17 protein-coding genes are annotated in these 14,570 nt (G+C 71.1%); 16 read left to right on the top strand and 1 reads right to left on the bottom strand.

Annotated elements, in window-relative coordinates; genetic code table 11:
• The first annotated feature begins 118 nt into the window (after positions 1-118).
• The 15 genes from ACWCQM_RS25955 to ACWCQM_RS25885 all read left to right on the top strand — a co-directional run bounded on the left by ACWCQM_RS25955 (position 119) and on the right by ACWCQM_RS25885 (position 13,625).
• Positions 119-1,324, top strand: coding sequence for an AAA family ATPase (locus tag ACWCQM_RS25955; RefSeq protein WP_450917534.1), 1,206 nt, complete (start codon positions 119-121; stop codon positions 1,322-1,324).
• Positions 1,321-3,120 carry a hypothetical protein gene (locus tag ACWCQM_RS25950; RefSeq protein ID WP_450917533.1) on the top strand — a complete coding sequence of 600 codons (1,800 nt, stop codon included), beginning with the start codon at positions 1,321-1,323 and terminating at the stop codon, positions 3,118-3,120. The genes ACWCQM_RS25955 and ACWCQM_RS25950 overlap by 4 nt, the downstream gene beginning before the upstream one ends.
• A gap of 146 nt (positions 3,121-3,266) precedes the next feature.
• On the top strand, positions 3,267-3,716 hold the full coding sequence (locus ACWCQM_RS25945) for a hypothetical protein (RefSeq protein WP_366533104.1): 450 nt from the start codon (positions 3,267-3,269) through the stop codon (positions 3,714-3,716).
• A gap of 99 nt (positions 3,717-3,815) precedes the next feature.
• Positions 3,816-4,241 carry a hypothetical protein gene (locus tag ACWCQM_RS25940; protein WP_403787538.1) on the top strand — a complete coding sequence of 142 codons (426 nt, stop codon included), beginning with the start codon at positions 3,816-3,818 and terminating at the stop codon, positions 4,239-4,241.
• Positions 4,238-5,080: a relaxase/mobilization nuclease gene (locus ACWCQM_RS25935; protein WP_450917532.1), complete on the top strand. Its 843-nt coding sequence runs from the start codon at positions 4,238-4,240 to the stop codon at positions 5,078-5,080. Before ACWCQM_RS25940 ends, ACWCQM_RS25935 begins: the two co-directional genes overlap by 4 nt.
• A gap of 371 nt (positions 5,081-5,451) precedes the next feature.
• A complete protein-coding gene (locus tag ACWCQM_RS25930; protein ID WP_450917531.1) occupies positions 5,452-6,201 on the top strand; it encodes a hypothetical protein in 750 nt (249 codons plus the stop codon).
• Between the two features lie 385 nt (positions 6,202-6,586).
• Positions 6,587-6,970 carry a hypothetical protein gene (locus tag ACWCQM_RS25925; RefSeq protein ID WP_450917530.1) on the top strand — a complete coding sequence of 128 codons (384 nt, stop codon included), beginning with the start codon at positions 6,587-6,589 and terminating at the stop codon, positions 6,968-6,970.
• Entirely contained in the window at positions 6,967-7,773 is an 807-nt protein-coding gene (locus ACWCQM_RS25920) for a DUF317 domain-containing protein (protein ID WP_450917529.1), read from the top strand. Before ACWCQM_RS25925 ends, ACWCQM_RS25920 begins: the two co-directional genes overlap by 4 nt.
• A gap of 26 nt (positions 7,774-7,799) precedes the next feature.
• Positions 7,800-8,153, top strand: a complete 354-nt coding sequence (locus ACWCQM_RS25915) for a hypothetical protein (RefSeq protein WP_450917528.1) — start codon at positions 7,800-7,802, stop codon at positions 8,151-8,153.
• Positions 8,144-8,971, top strand: coding sequence for a DUF317 domain-containing protein (locus ACWCQM_RS25910; protein WP_450917527.1), 828 nt, complete (start codon positions 8,144-8,146; stop codon positions 8,969-8,971). Before ACWCQM_RS25915 ends, ACWCQM_RS25910 begins: the two co-directional genes overlap by 10 nt.
• Entirely contained in the window at positions 8,943-9,563 is a 621-nt protein-coding gene (locus tag ACWCQM_RS25905) for a hypothetical protein (protein ID WP_450917526.1), read from the top strand. Before ACWCQM_RS25910 ends, ACWCQM_RS25905 begins: the two co-directional genes overlap by 29 nt.
• Positions 9,564-9,565: 2 nt before the next feature.
• Positions 9,566-10,345: a DUF317 domain-containing protein gene (locus tag ACWCQM_RS25900; protein WP_450917525.1), complete on the top strand. Its 780-nt coding sequence runs from the start codon at positions 9,566-9,568 to the stop codon at positions 10,343-10,345.
• 31 nt (positions 10,346-10,376) lie between these two features.
• The gene (locus ACWCQM_RS25895) at positions 10,377-12,167 is read left to right on the top strand and encodes a type IV secretory system conjugative DNA transfer family protein (RefSeq protein ID WP_450917524.1); all 1,791 of its coding nucleotides are present in this window, start codon (positions 10,377-10,379) and stop codon (positions 12,165-12,167) included.
• Between the two features lie 244 nt (positions 12,168-12,411).
• Complete coding sequence (locus ACWCQM_RS25890; RefSeq protein ID WP_450917523.1) at positions 12,412-12,867, top strand: hypothetical protein; 456 nt, start codon at positions 12,412-12,414, stop codon at positions 12,865-12,867.
• The gene (locus ACWCQM_RS25885) at positions 12,864-13,625 is read left to right on the top strand and encodes a hypothetical protein (protein ID WP_450917522.1); all 762 of its coding nucleotides are present in this window, start codon (positions 12,864-12,866) and stop codon (positions 13,623-13,625) included. Before ACWCQM_RS25890 ends, ACWCQM_RS25885 begins: the two co-directional genes overlap by 4 nt.
• A 47-nt stretch (positions 13,626-13,672) precedes the next feature.
• Here ACWCQM_RS25885 and ACWCQM_RS25880 read toward each other — a convergent pair whose 3' ends face one another.
• Entirely contained in the window at positions 13,673-13,843 is a 171-nt protein-coding gene (locus ACWCQM_RS25880; RefSeq protein WP_450917521.1) for a hypothetical protein, read from the bottom strand.
• Positions 13,844-13,849: 6 nt separating this feature from the next.
• Between ACWCQM_RS25880 and ACWCQM_RS25875 the strand changes: the two genes are divergently transcribed.
• On the top strand, positions 13,850-14,521 hold the full coding sequence (locus ACWCQM_RS25875) for a hypothetical protein (RefSeq protein ID WP_450917520.1): 672 nt from the start codon (positions 13,850-13,852) through the stop codon (positions 14,519-14,521).
• Positions 14,522-14,570 lie beyond the last annotated feature (49 nt).

Below are 14,570 nucleotides of genomic sequence, written 5' to 3'. Positions count from 1 at the left end.
GCCCCGGTTGGCCCGGTCGCCGATGTCGGCACCGTCCGTGATCCGCTCCGCGAGCGGCCAGCCTCTCCGACGCATCGCCAACCCCGCCCGCACCCACACCTGTTGAAGGGGCCTTGTTTTGACCACACCCGGAACGCCTACCAGTCCGGCGCGCACCAAGGGCGGAGAACTACGGGCGAAGGTCGCCCAGCTGCTAGTCGACCGGCCGTTGGACAGGCTCACCATCGGGGTCATGGCCAGGCAGCTGGGCCACTCCCACGGCGCCGTCCGCAACGCCGCGCTCACCCTGGTGCGACGCGGCGAGGCCGACCAATGTGGAACCGGACAACCTAAGTTTTGCAGGAACTCGAAAACCGCCGCAGCCGCGCAGACCGCTGTGATCAGCCCACCGGGCACCCACGCTCCCCGCTCGCAGGCGGCCACGGCCCGCACGACCATTACCGCAGCAGCCACGCCCCGGCAAACCGGCCCGATCCGCCGCGCCGGAGGCCAGCTCTACCACCCGAGGGAGCTGGCCGATCTGCCCGACGTCGAGGCGTTGAATCGGCTGCGCGACGCCGACGTGCCGGTGCTGCTCTACGGTCCTCCGGGCACCGGCAAGACGAGTCTGGTCGAGGCGGCGTTCCCGGACCTGCTCACCGTCGCCGGTGACGGCGACACCACGGTCGGCGACCTGATCGGCGAGTACACCCAGGCCGACAGCGGAGGCTACGTCTTCCAGTACGGTCCGCTGGTCACCGCGATGACCCAGGGCCGCGCCCTGCTGATCGACGATGCCACTCTGATCTCGCCGATGGTCCTGGCGGCGCTGTATCCCGCGATGGACGGGCGCCGGCAGATCCAGGTCAAGGCCCACAAGGGCGAGACGATCAAGGCCGAGCCGGGCTTCTACGTGGTGGCGGGCCACAATCCCGGCGTTCACGGGGCGGTGTTGACGGAGGCGCTGTCGTCCCGGTTCAGCGTGCAGATCCAGATCGGCACGGACTATGACCTCGCCCAGGCACTGAGGATCGATGCCCGCGTGGTCCGGGTCGCCCGACACCTTGCCCACCAGGTCGAGCTCGGCGAGCTGGGCTGGGCCCCCCAACTGCGAGAGCTGCTCAGCTACCAGAAGACCGAGGCCGTCCTCGGCACCAAAGCCGCGCTCGCGAACCTCGTCGGCATCGCCCCTGTGGAGGATCGCGACGCCGTCGCCGATGCCATCATCAAGACGGTCGGCGTCAAGAAGATCGCGCCCCTCACCCTCGGCAAGCAGCTCCCTGCCTCATCCGCCCGGCAGCCACCGGGCAGCACCGGCTCCGCGCACCGGGGCCGCTCGCGATGAGCGCCCACCACCACGTCCAGTCCCCCGCCACCACGCCGGACGACGACGCCGACCTCGCGCGCTGGGACGACGACGGCGCCCCGCCCGCGCAACCCCGTTCCTCCCCGGCCGCCTGGCTGCGCGTGGGAGCCGAACTCGGCGACCGCCTGATCGCCCTCTCCGGCCGCCAGGACCTCCTCGTCACCTGCCGCCCCGGCACGCGCAGCGGCGCGCCAGCCGCCTATTTCCCCACCCTGGGTGAGGTCGAGATCGATGCCCGTCTGTTCGCCCCGCTCCAGCCCTACGAGATCCATCCGCGGATCGTGGGCGACGAGGAGCGGTATCCCGCCGCCTGGGGAGTGTTCGTCCACGAGGCCGCGCACGCGGCCCACTCCGTCTGGACGCAGCCTGCCGGAGCGGACCCCCGCGTCGTGGAGGCCGCGCTGCTGCTGGAGGAGAGCCGTGTCGAAGGCGCACACCTGATCACGCGGCCCACGGACCGCACGTACCTGCGCACCAGTGCCCGAACCCTGGTCATGCCCGACATCGCCCATCCCACCCTCCAGGGCATCGAGCACGCCGCCGGCGTGGCGGCCCTGGTCCTCGGCCGCCGTGACGTCGGCATCCTGGACGCCGGCGAGACCCGGGCCGTCGCCGATCTGTGCGAGAAGGTGCTGGGCGCACCCCTGCTGGCCACCCTCACCCGCATCTGGACCTCAGCCCACCAGTGCGCCGACCACGACGCCACGACCATGCTCATGCACGGTCAAGAATGGTGCGACGCTCTGGACACTGCGGCGCCCGCCCTGCCCGTGCCGGAGAACCTCACCGACCTGCTGTCCGGCGCCGTGGCGGTCGTCATGGACAGCACGGCAGCCACCGACGCCGCCGACCTCGCGGCACAGGCCGCGGCGACCAACGCTGCGACCGCGCGCTCCAAGGCGCAGGCTCAGGACCGCGCCCAGCGGGCCGGCCAGCGACGCAAGGCCGCCGCCACCGCCAAGTCGGTCTTCAACACCCGTGGCACCACCGTCAACCCCGACGGCACACCGGCGCCCCGCAGTAGCCCGGTCACCGGCACCCGCAAGCCCACCGCCGCCGAGCAGAGCGCCGCCGCGCGCCTGAGCCGCGCCCTGCGTGCCGCCGCCTACCGCGAGCGGACCGAGGAGCGGACCACCAGCCCCACCCCGCCCGGCCGCCTCAACATGCGCGCGGCCCTCGCCCGCGACGCTCAGCGCGCGGCCGGGTCGGTCCCCACCGCGGAACCGTTCACCCACACCCGCCGCCGGAACTCCCCCGCCCCACCGCTGCGTGTGGGTATCGCCGTCGACGTGTCCGGCTCCATGCGTGCCGCCTGCGCGCCCGTCGCGGCCGCTGCCTGGATCGTGGCACGCGCAGCAGCCCTGACCGACCCCGACTCCCGTACCGCCACCATCGCCTACGACCAGCACCTGACCGCCTTGACCCGACCCACCCACCGAGCACCGGAGCGCGTGACGACGTTCGATGCCACCGGCGGCCACCACAACCTCGGCGACGCCATCGACGCACTCGACCACGGCCTCGACCTCAGCCGCCCCGGCACCGGCCGCCTCCTCGTGATCGTCACCGACGCCCGCTACAACAGCGACGAAACCGCTCACGCCGTCACCCGCGTCAAGCAGCTCACGACCGCCGGCTGCGCCGTACTCCAGCTCACCCTCACCGCGGAGTCCCAGCACCTGCCGGGGACCACATTGCTGCACCTGCCCCGGCCTTCCAGCGCTCCCGCCGCCATCGCCACGGCGGCCACAGACGCCATCCGCAGGACACGCTGAGACGACGCAGGCCACCACACCCCAACAGAGAGGCTCTCGATTTGAAGCCGCAGAACAACCGCGCGACCTCGAACACAACGCCCGTGAAACAGAATTACCCGGGAGTCCGCACGGAATGGACCGTCGAGCACCTGTGCGGTGACTCGATCGTCCATGATCTGTCCGACCGTCCCGCCGACCGCCGCGCCGGCTTCGCCCGATGGCTCGCGGGCAGGAACTGCACCGAATGCTGGAAGGCGTCGCGCGACAGCGACACCGAGTCCAAGGAGAAGTGGCTCGCCACCAAGCGCGCCGAGGAGCAGCAGGCCGCCGCCGAGTGGGCCGAGAAGTTCGACATGCCGCCCCTGGAGGGTTCGGAGCGGGCTCTGGCCTGGGGCGAGCGGTCCCGCCACCAGCTGATGACGCTCGCACACACCGTGCTGGTCGTGGAGGGGAGTTGGGACGAGGCCGATTGGGCGGAGCTGGAGGAAAAGGCCCGCTCGATCACCCGGGCCGGGTGGTGGATCGACCAGCGCGACGCCGAGGGCACCGACGTGCCCGAACTCCTCGACGCAGCTGCCGAGACGGACCGCGGGACGGAGAACCCCTTCCGCTGATCGCGGGGAACATAGCCGGGAAACGCCGGTTAGCCAAACCGGCGTTCCTCCGGACCATTGTTCCTCCCACCCCGCCACCGATTGTGTGGAAGGAACCGCATGTTCCAGCCCCCGCCCACCTCGGCCTTCGCGCCGACTCCCGACCCCCTCACCCCCGACCGAGATATCACTCATCAGCATTTCCAGGCCGGCGACACCGTCGTCGTCCTCAAAGGGGTCGCCGCCGGTGAACTGTGGGGAGATTCGATGCGCGTGGTCGCTCCGTCCTGGCATACCCCGACCGACGAGGACGGATGGCGACTGCATGATGCGACTGGCGGCGCCCAGTCCTACGTCACCGCCCACCCCCGCTATCTCGTGCACCTCTCACGCCGCTGCCCGGACTGCCTGATATACCTCCGGGCCATGGAGGACGCGCTCCTCGCACGGTTCGCCGGCCGTGACGATCTGATTGACTGCGGCTGGTACACCACCACCGCCCTCGGGCATCTCGTCCACATCGCCGACGTCCGGAGCGGCCGGTGATCCCCCGCCTGCACGGGCGCTCCCACACTCCGCACGACCCACTCGAAGAAGCGCTGGCGCGTCCCCTGTCACCGGACGAGAGTCTGCCGGAGTGCACGATCGTCGCTCGCTGGCCCGGTATGGACCGCTTCATCGCGGATGACGAGCAGAGGACCTGGACGTCGCTGCAGTGGGCCGATCACGTCGAAGAGGCCCTGTTGGAGCATCCTTTCGCCGCCAGCCCCGGTGACGACCGGGCGGCGATTCTCCATCTCGATGTCCGTCTGCACCCGGATGACCGGGACCTGACCGGGCTGGAGTGGGCCGAAGTCGCGCACCGGCTCGCGCGGACCGCCGGCATCGAGATCCCCGGCAAAGAAAGCGGCTGCGCGTGGATCGCCGTCCAGGCCCGGCCCGGGCGCCTCGACCTGATCGCCAACCTGATCCACCTCGACGGCACGTGGCACGCTCCGCCCACCGACGTCCTTCGGCGCCTCGTGGACGAAGCCCGCCGCATCGAACAGGACCTCCACCTGATCTCCCCGGTACGCACCGGGCCCACCACGCGGCCTGCCCTCCGGATGGCGCCGACGGCTTCGGCCCAGCTCGCGAGCGTCCTCACCCAGCTCGCCGACGAACAGGCCGGTCCGCTGGCCGCAGTCCGCGGACTCATCGAGCACACCGCACACCGGTTCGCCCGCCAGTCCGAAGCCGTCGACACCGCTCACCGCCTGGAGTTGCTCGCCCGCCGCCTGCTCGCCCTCCAGCAGGACCTGCACACCACGGCCGCTCAGGTGGCTCAGACCCGGATCGCCGCCGTGCCACCCTCACCCCCGCGCAGCGTCCACCGATCACCGTAGGACAAACGTCTCATTGCCCCTCGCCGAGCGCATTCGGGAGGCCACAACTACGGACGCGACAGCCGAGGCCACCGCCGACTTCCACGACGGGCTCGGCCAGGCAGCCGACCCCCACGTCGCGCAGCGGCTGCGCTACCTCGCCGACGGGCACCTGTGCGTCATCCGCACCGACCTCTTGGACACCCGCAACCCGCTCGCCGACCGGCACGAACCACACCCCGGGCCGCAACATCTGCAGCGGAGAGGTCCCCGCCACCGAAAGCGAGCGCTCCGCCGTGTGCGCCAGCCCGCCCCCGCCGCGCGCTACCTGCCCCACCGCCCCCGGTGGCCGCCGGACTGCGCCGCTGACTCCCACCTCGCCCAAGGACACCATGCACGACCACGACACCTCCGAGCGCCTCGCCTCCTACGCCGACGTCCTCGCCGGCGAACTCCCCGACACCTGGATCAGCTCCCCCGTCCCGGCCGACGCGAACAACAACCTCGCCGACCGGATCTGGGACCTGGACCTGGTCGCAGACCTTCTCGCCGAACACCCTCTCCAGCAGGCCGCCGTCCTCAGCCGCCCGGACGGCGCCCAGCTCGTCGTCCTCGACCGGCATGACGAGCGCAACGGATTCCTCATCGCCGCAGTCGCCCCCAGCGCCCTGCCCGACGAGGCGTACCGCGCCGTGCCCGAACCCAACGGCATCGCCTTGACGGACGACCCGTTCCTGAGCGCCGAGCAGGTTGCCGGCGACCTGCTCCCCCGCTACGACACCGCGCTCGCCCGGGTGCGGCACAACGCCCTGGGTGGCATCCAGCACTCCCAGGCTGACCGGGTCGTCCTGACCTGGCAGCCGGACGGAAGCGTCGCCACCGCGCCTGTGGACGGCCGTGCCGGAGCAGTCCTCACCGCCAACGGCTTCGTCCAAGACCCGCAAAGCGGCATTTATAGCCTCAACAGCGACGATACCCAGGCGCAGGCTCGTGCCCTGCGTGAGATCGGCCCGCAGCTGGAGGCGATCGGTATCGGGACCGCCCTTCAGCATCTCGCAGGCCGGGCCGCACCCACGTCCGCTCCGGCCGCCGTGCCGCCGGTGCCGGCAGGTACCCGCGTGCCGGCGGGCCGAGGGCGATGAAGCAGACGGCGGCCTCCACACCGCCGAGTCCCACCCGACCCCCAGCCTCCCGCCGCCGTTGAGCCCGGTACCAGCCAGCGCCAACTCCCCCTCGCACGGGCCCGTCGCGCACCCCGCAAAACCTGGTGGCCCCGGCGCGCTCCGGGGCCGCGTCGCCCCGCTCGATTCCCGGAGAAACCCGTAGCCCGCACGCCCCCGCCCATCAGCCACCGGCTCAAGCCCCGCCTCGCCACCGCTCTGTTCCGCCGCTACCTGCGCGCCTGCATCCTGGCCGGCTCCGACCGCGCCTCTCCCCTGGCCGGCGCTCGCCCGGAGGGCGTCCTCGCCGAGACGCAGCGCTTCGGACAGCGCCACCACCACTGACCGTCCACCGACCCGGAGGAGCATGTCCCACCCCGCCCCCTACCCGGTCGAACTGGCCGACGACATCACCCGCCGGCTCGGCCAGCTCGCCGACCACCTTTCCCAGCTTCCCCCGCCCCAGGCCGCGCAGGTCATCGCCCGCATCCTCGATCCGGATGCCGGAGTGCTCGGGGCCATCACCCACCTCGTCACCACCGGCAGTGTGTTCGCCAAGGACCAGGCCGAACGCGGTCTCCTGCCCCCGGAGGTGTGGCTCGCTCTGGGCCGCGCCTCGAACGAACTGCACGACATCACCCTCGACCTGGACGAACACCAAGCCACCTTGCGGCAGGTCGGCGCCCAGCCCTCCACTACTGCGGCAAAGCCTCCGGCCCCCGCACCGCTCGTGGTTCGGCGGCGCCGGTGAAGAAGAGGAAGCAGTGGTCCGGCTGGGGTCCGGGTGAGCAGGCCGAGCAGCATTACCTGGTCCAGCCCCGGGCCCTGGCCGGCGGCGGGGACGTCCGGCACGTCTCGGAGTTCCTGCGCGCCTCGGGGTGGCGGGACAAGTCCAAGACAGGCGGCCCTCTGCACATGGAGAGCCCGGACCGCACCCTTCGTGTCGCCTACGACCCTTACGTCCTGCCCGGGGGGTGGACCATCCACGGCAGGGCGGACGGGGCGAACGGGGAGTGGGCGGCTCACCTGGGCCGGCAGACGCCGGTGGAGATCGTCGCTGGTCTGACCGACGCGCTCACCCGTCCCCGCTCCGCGCACGCCCCCAACGTCTGGGCGCCTTTGAAGGAGCAGGAGTGGGACATGGGTTTTAAGGGCGAGCACTACATGGCCACCAGCCCTGACGGCACCGCGTGGATGCAGTACCACCACAGCCCCGACGGCTCGGCAATGTGGTGGACCGGAGCCAAGGACCAGCAGGGCAACGGCTGGACGGCCAGCTTCACGCCGAACACGCCGATGCACCTGGTGCAAGCCTTCTCGGCCGAACTCGCCGGGCCCGATCCCGTGATGCGCCCGCGCGGACGCGTCCCCATGAGCGCGCAGATCCGTACCTGGTCGGTCTCCGTCAAGCCCTCCCAGCTCAGCGCGTGGCAGCAGGCCCGCGTCACGGCTGCCCGCGCCGCCACCTGGGGCCGCAACAGCGCGCAAAGCACCCGGCCCCGGACCAACACCCGCCCGTACGCCCCGGCCGGCGGCGCCCGGATCCGCCGCTGACCCGCCTCCCCGTTCGAAGGAGCCCGATGCCCGCACCCACCCCGGACACCATCCGCACCCTGACCGAAACGCTCGCCGACCTTACCGACTACCTGCGCGATGATCCCGACCCCGAGGAAGCCCTCGCGCTCGTCGAGCCGCTTCTCGACGAGTACACCGGCCTCCCCGTCCAGCTCGCCGACGTCCTGCGCGCCCTGGCCCGCACAGTACAGAGCCACCCCGACGACTCGCGCACCGCCGAGACCGCCCTCCTCGTGGCAGAGCTGCGGACCGCCGCCTTGCAACAGTCCGACCAGCACACCCTCCACTACATCGTCGATGACCTGCGCTCCCTGAACAAGGCGTACGACAGCGAGCAGGGGTGCAGCTGGTGCCGGTGAGCGAGCGGCAGCTCGCCGCCTTCGCCCACAGGCACGCCACCCAGTTTCCGTTCGACACCAGCCCGCGTCACCTGGCCGGCCCCGGGGACGCCCGCCACGTCACCCACGGCCTCGCCGCCGCCGGATGGAACTGCACGACCGACCCGCTCAGCCCCGAGATCGTGCTGCGCAGCCCGGACCACCGCTACAGCATGCAGTTCGACCCGCAGTCCGCCACCTCCGCATGGTGGCGGTTGCAGGCCGAACCCACCCGCACCGAGCGGGGCTGGTACGCAGAGTTCGGCGAACTCGTCCCCGCCGAAATCCTGGGCCGTCTCACCGACACCCTCATCGCCCCCACACCCACCGAGCACGCCGACCCGTTCCAGGCTTTGGAGTCGGCGGGATGGGCTCTCGAATCAGAGACCACAGCCCACTCCCCCGACGGAATGTGCCACGTACACCGGCCAACGGACGAAGGCGTATGGAGGTCGTCCTGGCGCGTCGAGACCTGCCAGCCCGGGTTCAAAACGCCGATGGGGCCCCGGATCTGGCACGCCTTCGTCGACGAGTCAATGCCCGAACACCTCGTCTGCGCCTTCGCCGCCGCGCTCGCCGACCCCGCCCCGCTCCAGCGCGCCATGTACGACCGGACCGCCCACTACAGCGCCGAACAGAGCCTGAGCCGGCTCACGCCCGAGGACGTCGTGGCAGCCCACAGCACCCGGCTCGACGCCATCCGAGTACAGGCCCGCGCCGCCCGCCGCCGCCAGCAACGGGCCCAGCCCGCAGTCACTCCGGCCACGGCCCGTGCCGTTCGCCCGGCCGTTCGCCGCTGATCCCGACAGGACCCTCACCATCTCCGCCGACCACACCGCACACCGCAAGCTCCTCCGTCACCTCGACCGCTACCTGAACGACAGCAAGAAGATCCTCGACGCGTGGGACGTCTACTCCGACGAACACACCGACCTCGACGGCTGGCCCCACGACGACCACGCCTACGGCATGCGCGCCAGCCAGCGCGACGCCGACACCGCCGAAGCGTTCGAGGACCTCCGCGACGGCGCCCGCCACCTGCTGGCCACGGCCGAAGTGCAGCTCGGAAACCTCCCCACCACCGCGGTGCAAAACCGCTGGGTCTACCAACTGGGCGTCCTCCAGACCGCACTCGACCGGCTCGACGAGCTGCACGAGCAGTGGCTGGAAACCCGCGACAGCCTCCCCGCCAACGCCCAGCCCGGAACCCCGGTCTTCGATGACGCACTCGCCGAGCACCACGCCGAATCGTGGAGCTACCTCGACGACTGGGCCAATCACGGCCAGACCCTGCGCGAGATCAACTCCGCCGCCCGGCACACTTCCTCGCCCCTGGCTCCGCCTCCGACCACGGTCCCCGCACCTGGCCGGCGAACCCCGGTCCGGAGGTGAGCGTGTCCCCGAGTCCCGAGACCGTCGAGGTCGACTTCGTCACCCCGCGCCACCTCGCCGGCGGCGGCGACCCCGCCTGGATCACCGTCCCTCTCCACCGGGCCTGCGGCTGGAGCTACGGCCACGAGCCCCTGATGCCTCGCGTCCTTCTCTCCAGTCCCGACCAGAAGGTCCTCCTGCGCCTGGAGCCCGACCCTGCCGGACAGTGGTGGACCTTGAGCCACTTCGCGGAGCCGAACACGCCCGCCTGGTATGCGAGCTTCGGCGCACGCACCCCCGTCGAACTCATCTCCGCCATGACCGACGCCCTCACCAACCCTGCCCCGTCGGCGGACGCCCCCTCGGATCCCTTTGAGCCGCTTCGACGGATCGGCTGGTCGCCCTCCTCTACGGACAACGGCCTCGCATCGCCCGACGGCACCGCGTACCTCCAGCGGCTGGGCAGCGCGGAAGAACCGGGCGCCTGGTTCGTCACCGCCGCCCTCGGCCCGGACCGGCCGGTATGGCAGGCCCGCTTCGGTGAGCACACCCCTGCCCGACTGGTCACCGCGTTCACCGCTGCGCTCGCCGACCCGAAGCCCGTGCTTCGCATCGACAGCGGACGCAGTCTCCCGACCCGTAACCCGAACATCGTCACCCGCCAGACCACGGACGTACGCGCCGAACTCCTCGCCGGGGCGCTGGAAGAACGCGTCCGCTCCCTCGCCGCCCGGCAGGCCGCCCCGCCGATGAGTCCGGCCCCCTCGCGACGGTCGCCGGCCACGAAGCGCCGCAGCCGCTGAACCCCCGTCCCCGCCCGGAAGCACGTGCCCCTTGCCCCCTTCCTCCTCCAGCAGCAACACCGACGGCTACGACCTCGTCCTGCGCCTCCTGCTCGGCGTCCTCGCCATCGTCGTTCCCCTGGCCCACCTCGCCTGGCTCTGCGGCAACATCACCGCCTACCTCACCAGCACCGCCTGGGCCCCCTACCAGCCGACCGCCTCCCTGCTTCACCCCGAGCAGGTCTGGCCCCACGCGGGGGAAACGTCCCTGCTCATCGGGACCCGCATCCTCCCCGTACTCCTGTTCCTGGCCCTTGGAACGGCGGGAGGTGTCCTGTGGGTCCGGTACAAGAATCGAGGCGGCGGCCGGAAGAAGGTCACCGACATGGCCAAGGCCCGGGACATCGAGCCGCTGATGGCCAAGGCGATCACCGCCAAGGCCCGTTCCCTGCGCCCGAGCCTGAAGGACGCCAAGCACATCGCCGCCAAGGACACCGGCATCCTCCTCGGCAACCTCCAAGGCAGCCGCCACGAGGTACGGATGGGCTTCGAGGACGTCGCCGTCGCGATCATGGCCCCCCGGTCAGGCAAGACCACCTCGCTCGCCATCCCCTCCATGCTCAGCGCCCCCGGCCCGGTACTCCTCACCTCGAACAAGGCCGCCGGAGACGCCTTCACCACCGCTTACGAGGCCCGGGCGGCGGCCGGGACGGTGTGGACCATGGACCCGCAGCAGATCGCTCACGCCCCCCGCGTGATGTGGTGGAACCCCCTCGCCAGCGCCACCACCCTGGACGGTGCGAACCGGCTCGCCGGACACTTCCTCGCAGCCTCGGTGGACGCCTCCCAACAGGGCGACTTCTGGTCCAAGGCTGGCAGCAACATCCTGTCCCAGCTGCTCCTGGCCGCGGCCCTCGACGAGCGGCCGATCACCGACATCATGCAGTGGCTCGCCTTCCCCGCCGACCGCACCCCGCTCGACATCCTCCGCGACCACGACTTCGCCGCCGTCGCCGCCCAGCTCAAGGGCACTGTCGAAGGGCCGCCGGAAACGCGCGACGGCATCTACGAGACCGCTCGCCAGTACGCCGCCGCCCTGCTCAACTCCGAGATCGCCGCGTGGGTGACACCGCAGAAGGACGTCGCCGAGTTCCGGCCCGCCGACTTCGTCACCTCCACCGACACGCTGTTCCTGCTGAGCAAGGACGGCGGCGGCGGGGCCTCGGCACTGATCGCGGCATGTGCGGACTCTGTGATGCGCGCCGCCACCGCCCAGGCCGAACGCGCCGGCGGACGCCTCGACCCGCCGATGCTCGCGATCCTCGACGAGGCAGCCAACGTCTGCAAAATCTCGGACCTTCCGGACCTGTACTCCCACCTCGGCAGCCGCGGCATCATCCCCATCACCATCCTCCAGAGCTACCGCCAGGGCCAGAAGGTCTGGGGTGACGCCGGCATGGACGCCATGTGGAGCGCCTCGACGGTCAAGGTCATCGGTTCGGGTATCGATGACCCCGACTTCGCCGACAAACTCAGCCGTCTGATCGGCGACCACGACGTCGAGACCACCTCGACCTCGCACTCCGAGTCCGGCAAGTCGACCTCGGTGTCGATGCGGCAGGAGCGGATCCTGCCCGCCGACGCGATCCGCGCCCTGCCCAAGGGCACCGCGCTCTGCTTCGCCACCGGCATGCGCGCCGCCATGCTCGACCTGCGCCCCTGGTACCGGGAGCCCGGTGCGGAAGAACTGTCCGCAGCGTCCGCCCGCGCGTCGAAGGCGATCACCGACCGCGCCGTCGCGAAACACGCGCCGACACAGTCCGGCTTCGGGCAAGCCGCCTGAGCCGTATCCGCTTGGCTCGGCGCCGGTCCGCTCCCGTGAGGTGGAGGACTGCGCGCGCCTGGTAACTAAACGCCGGTCGCCTGCCTCGGGCCAGATGGCACCCCCTCCCGGGCACGTCGCCCGCTTCCTGTAAAGCCCCTGAGCAAACGTCTCGCCCTAACCGTCTGCGGGACGGGCTGGACGAGCGCGGATTCACACTCCTGGAGACGACCTGCACATTTACGAACCCACCGACCTCGATGACATGTCCCCGCGCCACGCAGTGGATGCCGTAGCTGCGGACATACGCGACCACCACATCACCGTGGACGGCACCGGCCTGTTCAACGCCACGCGGCACATTGGCCTGCTGTGCCACCTCACCTCGCGCATGACCGCCGACGCCGAGTACCAGCTCGCCCCGAACATCGCCGGCCTCCCGCCCGCCGAGATCCTCGGTACGACCGCCGGCCACCTCGGACGGGCCATCGCCCACTACACGCAGGCCCTCACCCCACTCATCGCCCTCACCACCACGGTGCAGCACAAGCTCGACTCGCTCGACCACCACAGCCGCCTGCTGGCCCACCTCGACGACGCCGGGCGGGCCCTGACCGCAGCCCGCACCGCGCTGGAGGCACCGCGGCCTCCCGCTGCTCCCAGCGCACCCGCTCCGGCACCCTCCGCACCGCCCGCACCCGCTGCCCGGCGCCGCACATGACGACACCGCCCGTCGAGGGCCTTCTGTTCGAGGTCCCCGCTCCGCCGACGTCGGTCGAACGGTTGCTGCTGCTCGCGGACCAGTACACCCGCCACAACGACATGCTCGACCTTCATCTCCATACCAGCACGTATTACGAGCCCGACGCCCACATCGCCTCGGCACGGCGACTCGCATCAGCAACCCGCACCGCCCTTCAGGCGCTCACCAACGAGCGGCTCTATGAGAGTCCCGAGGTGGCCGACGCGACGGTCCGCCTCCAGCAGCTCGCCTTCCTGAGCACCGCCTGCACAGAGCAACGTCTGCCGATGGCCCGGGCGTTGACCGCACTGGCCCCAGAGGCTGCCGTGGAAAGCGCCGTGCGCGTAGCCGGAGAGATCCGGCGCCGACGCGGGAGCGCCACCGACGTTCCAGACCTGCACCTGACCGCCACACAGGACCTCGCCCTGCAGGAGATCGCACGCGGACACGTCGTGGCCACCACATCCCAGGGCCGGCACTACGTCCATTTCCGGGACGCCCGCGTGCTGATCGGCACGCTGCGGTCGCTGGAGGCCAACGACCTCGTCGAACGCGCCCCGCAGTCCGCACCCCCCGCCTTTGTCGGAGGGCCGCTACAAGACCGAGTCCGTCTCACCTCGGCTGGAACCGCCGCCCTGGCCTCCACCATCGGCCTGCCTCCAGCCGCCGGGAGCCCGCAGACAACGGTTTTGCCGCCCGCCCCTGCCAGCGCGCGGACGGCGGCCCGAAGCCGCTGACCGATCCTCCAGCGCCGCCCCTTTTCAAGGTCGCGCGGATCCGCTACTCACCGGAGCCCATCATCTCCCTGCGCCACATCGACCTGCCGCTCCAGATCGACCTTCTCCGCGAGCTCGGAGCCGACTTCACCGCCCTGCACACCAAGGTCACCGAGCTCGCCCCCGAGCCGGGCAGTGACCTGCTGCGGCAGGTCGGCCCGCAGATCCTCGCCATCCACGACCTCGTGAGCCGGTCCCTGGTCCGGCTGTCCGTCCTGGACGGCAGTCAGTACACCGCCGTGCCCGGCAGCCGGGTCTCATTGGAGACGCTCAGCGGCGTCACCGCGTCCGCTTCGATCGCCGCCTCTCAGCTGGCACGAGCCGTGGGCGACAACCCGCTCGACGGCGCGGACTTCGCCGGCGGCCCGCCTGCCGACGAGGAGTTCGTGCGCCAAGCGAGGCACACCGAGGCCGCACCGGTCCTGGCGAAAAGCCTGGCCACCGCTGCCCAGCACCTCGAACTGAGTGCGACCTGCTGCCAGTACACGGCATCCGCCATCATCCGTGACCTGACAGAGCACCCCGAACACCGGCCCGACCTGCCGGAGCTGTCGCCCGCCCAGTACTCCGTGCTCGAACGAATCGCCCGAGGCGGCACCCGGCGATACGCACCGCTCAAGAGTCCCGTCCGCATCACCGACAGCGACGGCCGGCCCATCCACCCCAAGCCCTTCGGCATGCTGGAGAAGGAGCGCCTGATCCGTGTAGCGCGGACTTCCAGGTACGTGAGTCAGGACGTCGTGGTCACGGCCGCCGGGCAGCTCGCGCTGGACTTCCAGAAGCCGCACCGCTCCCAGGCACCGTCACCGGCCAAACCGCCGCCGGCACCCCGCAACACGGGCGGCAGGAAGCCGTGAACACGTTCGCCCCGAACGATCTGGTCCTCGTCTCGCCGCGGTACCTGGC

The sequence above is a fragment of the Streptomyces sp. NPDC002125 genome, from assembly GCF_053593715.1.
Note: the sequence above shows the minus strand (reverse complement) of the source record. Positions and strands in the feature narration are given on the sequence as shown.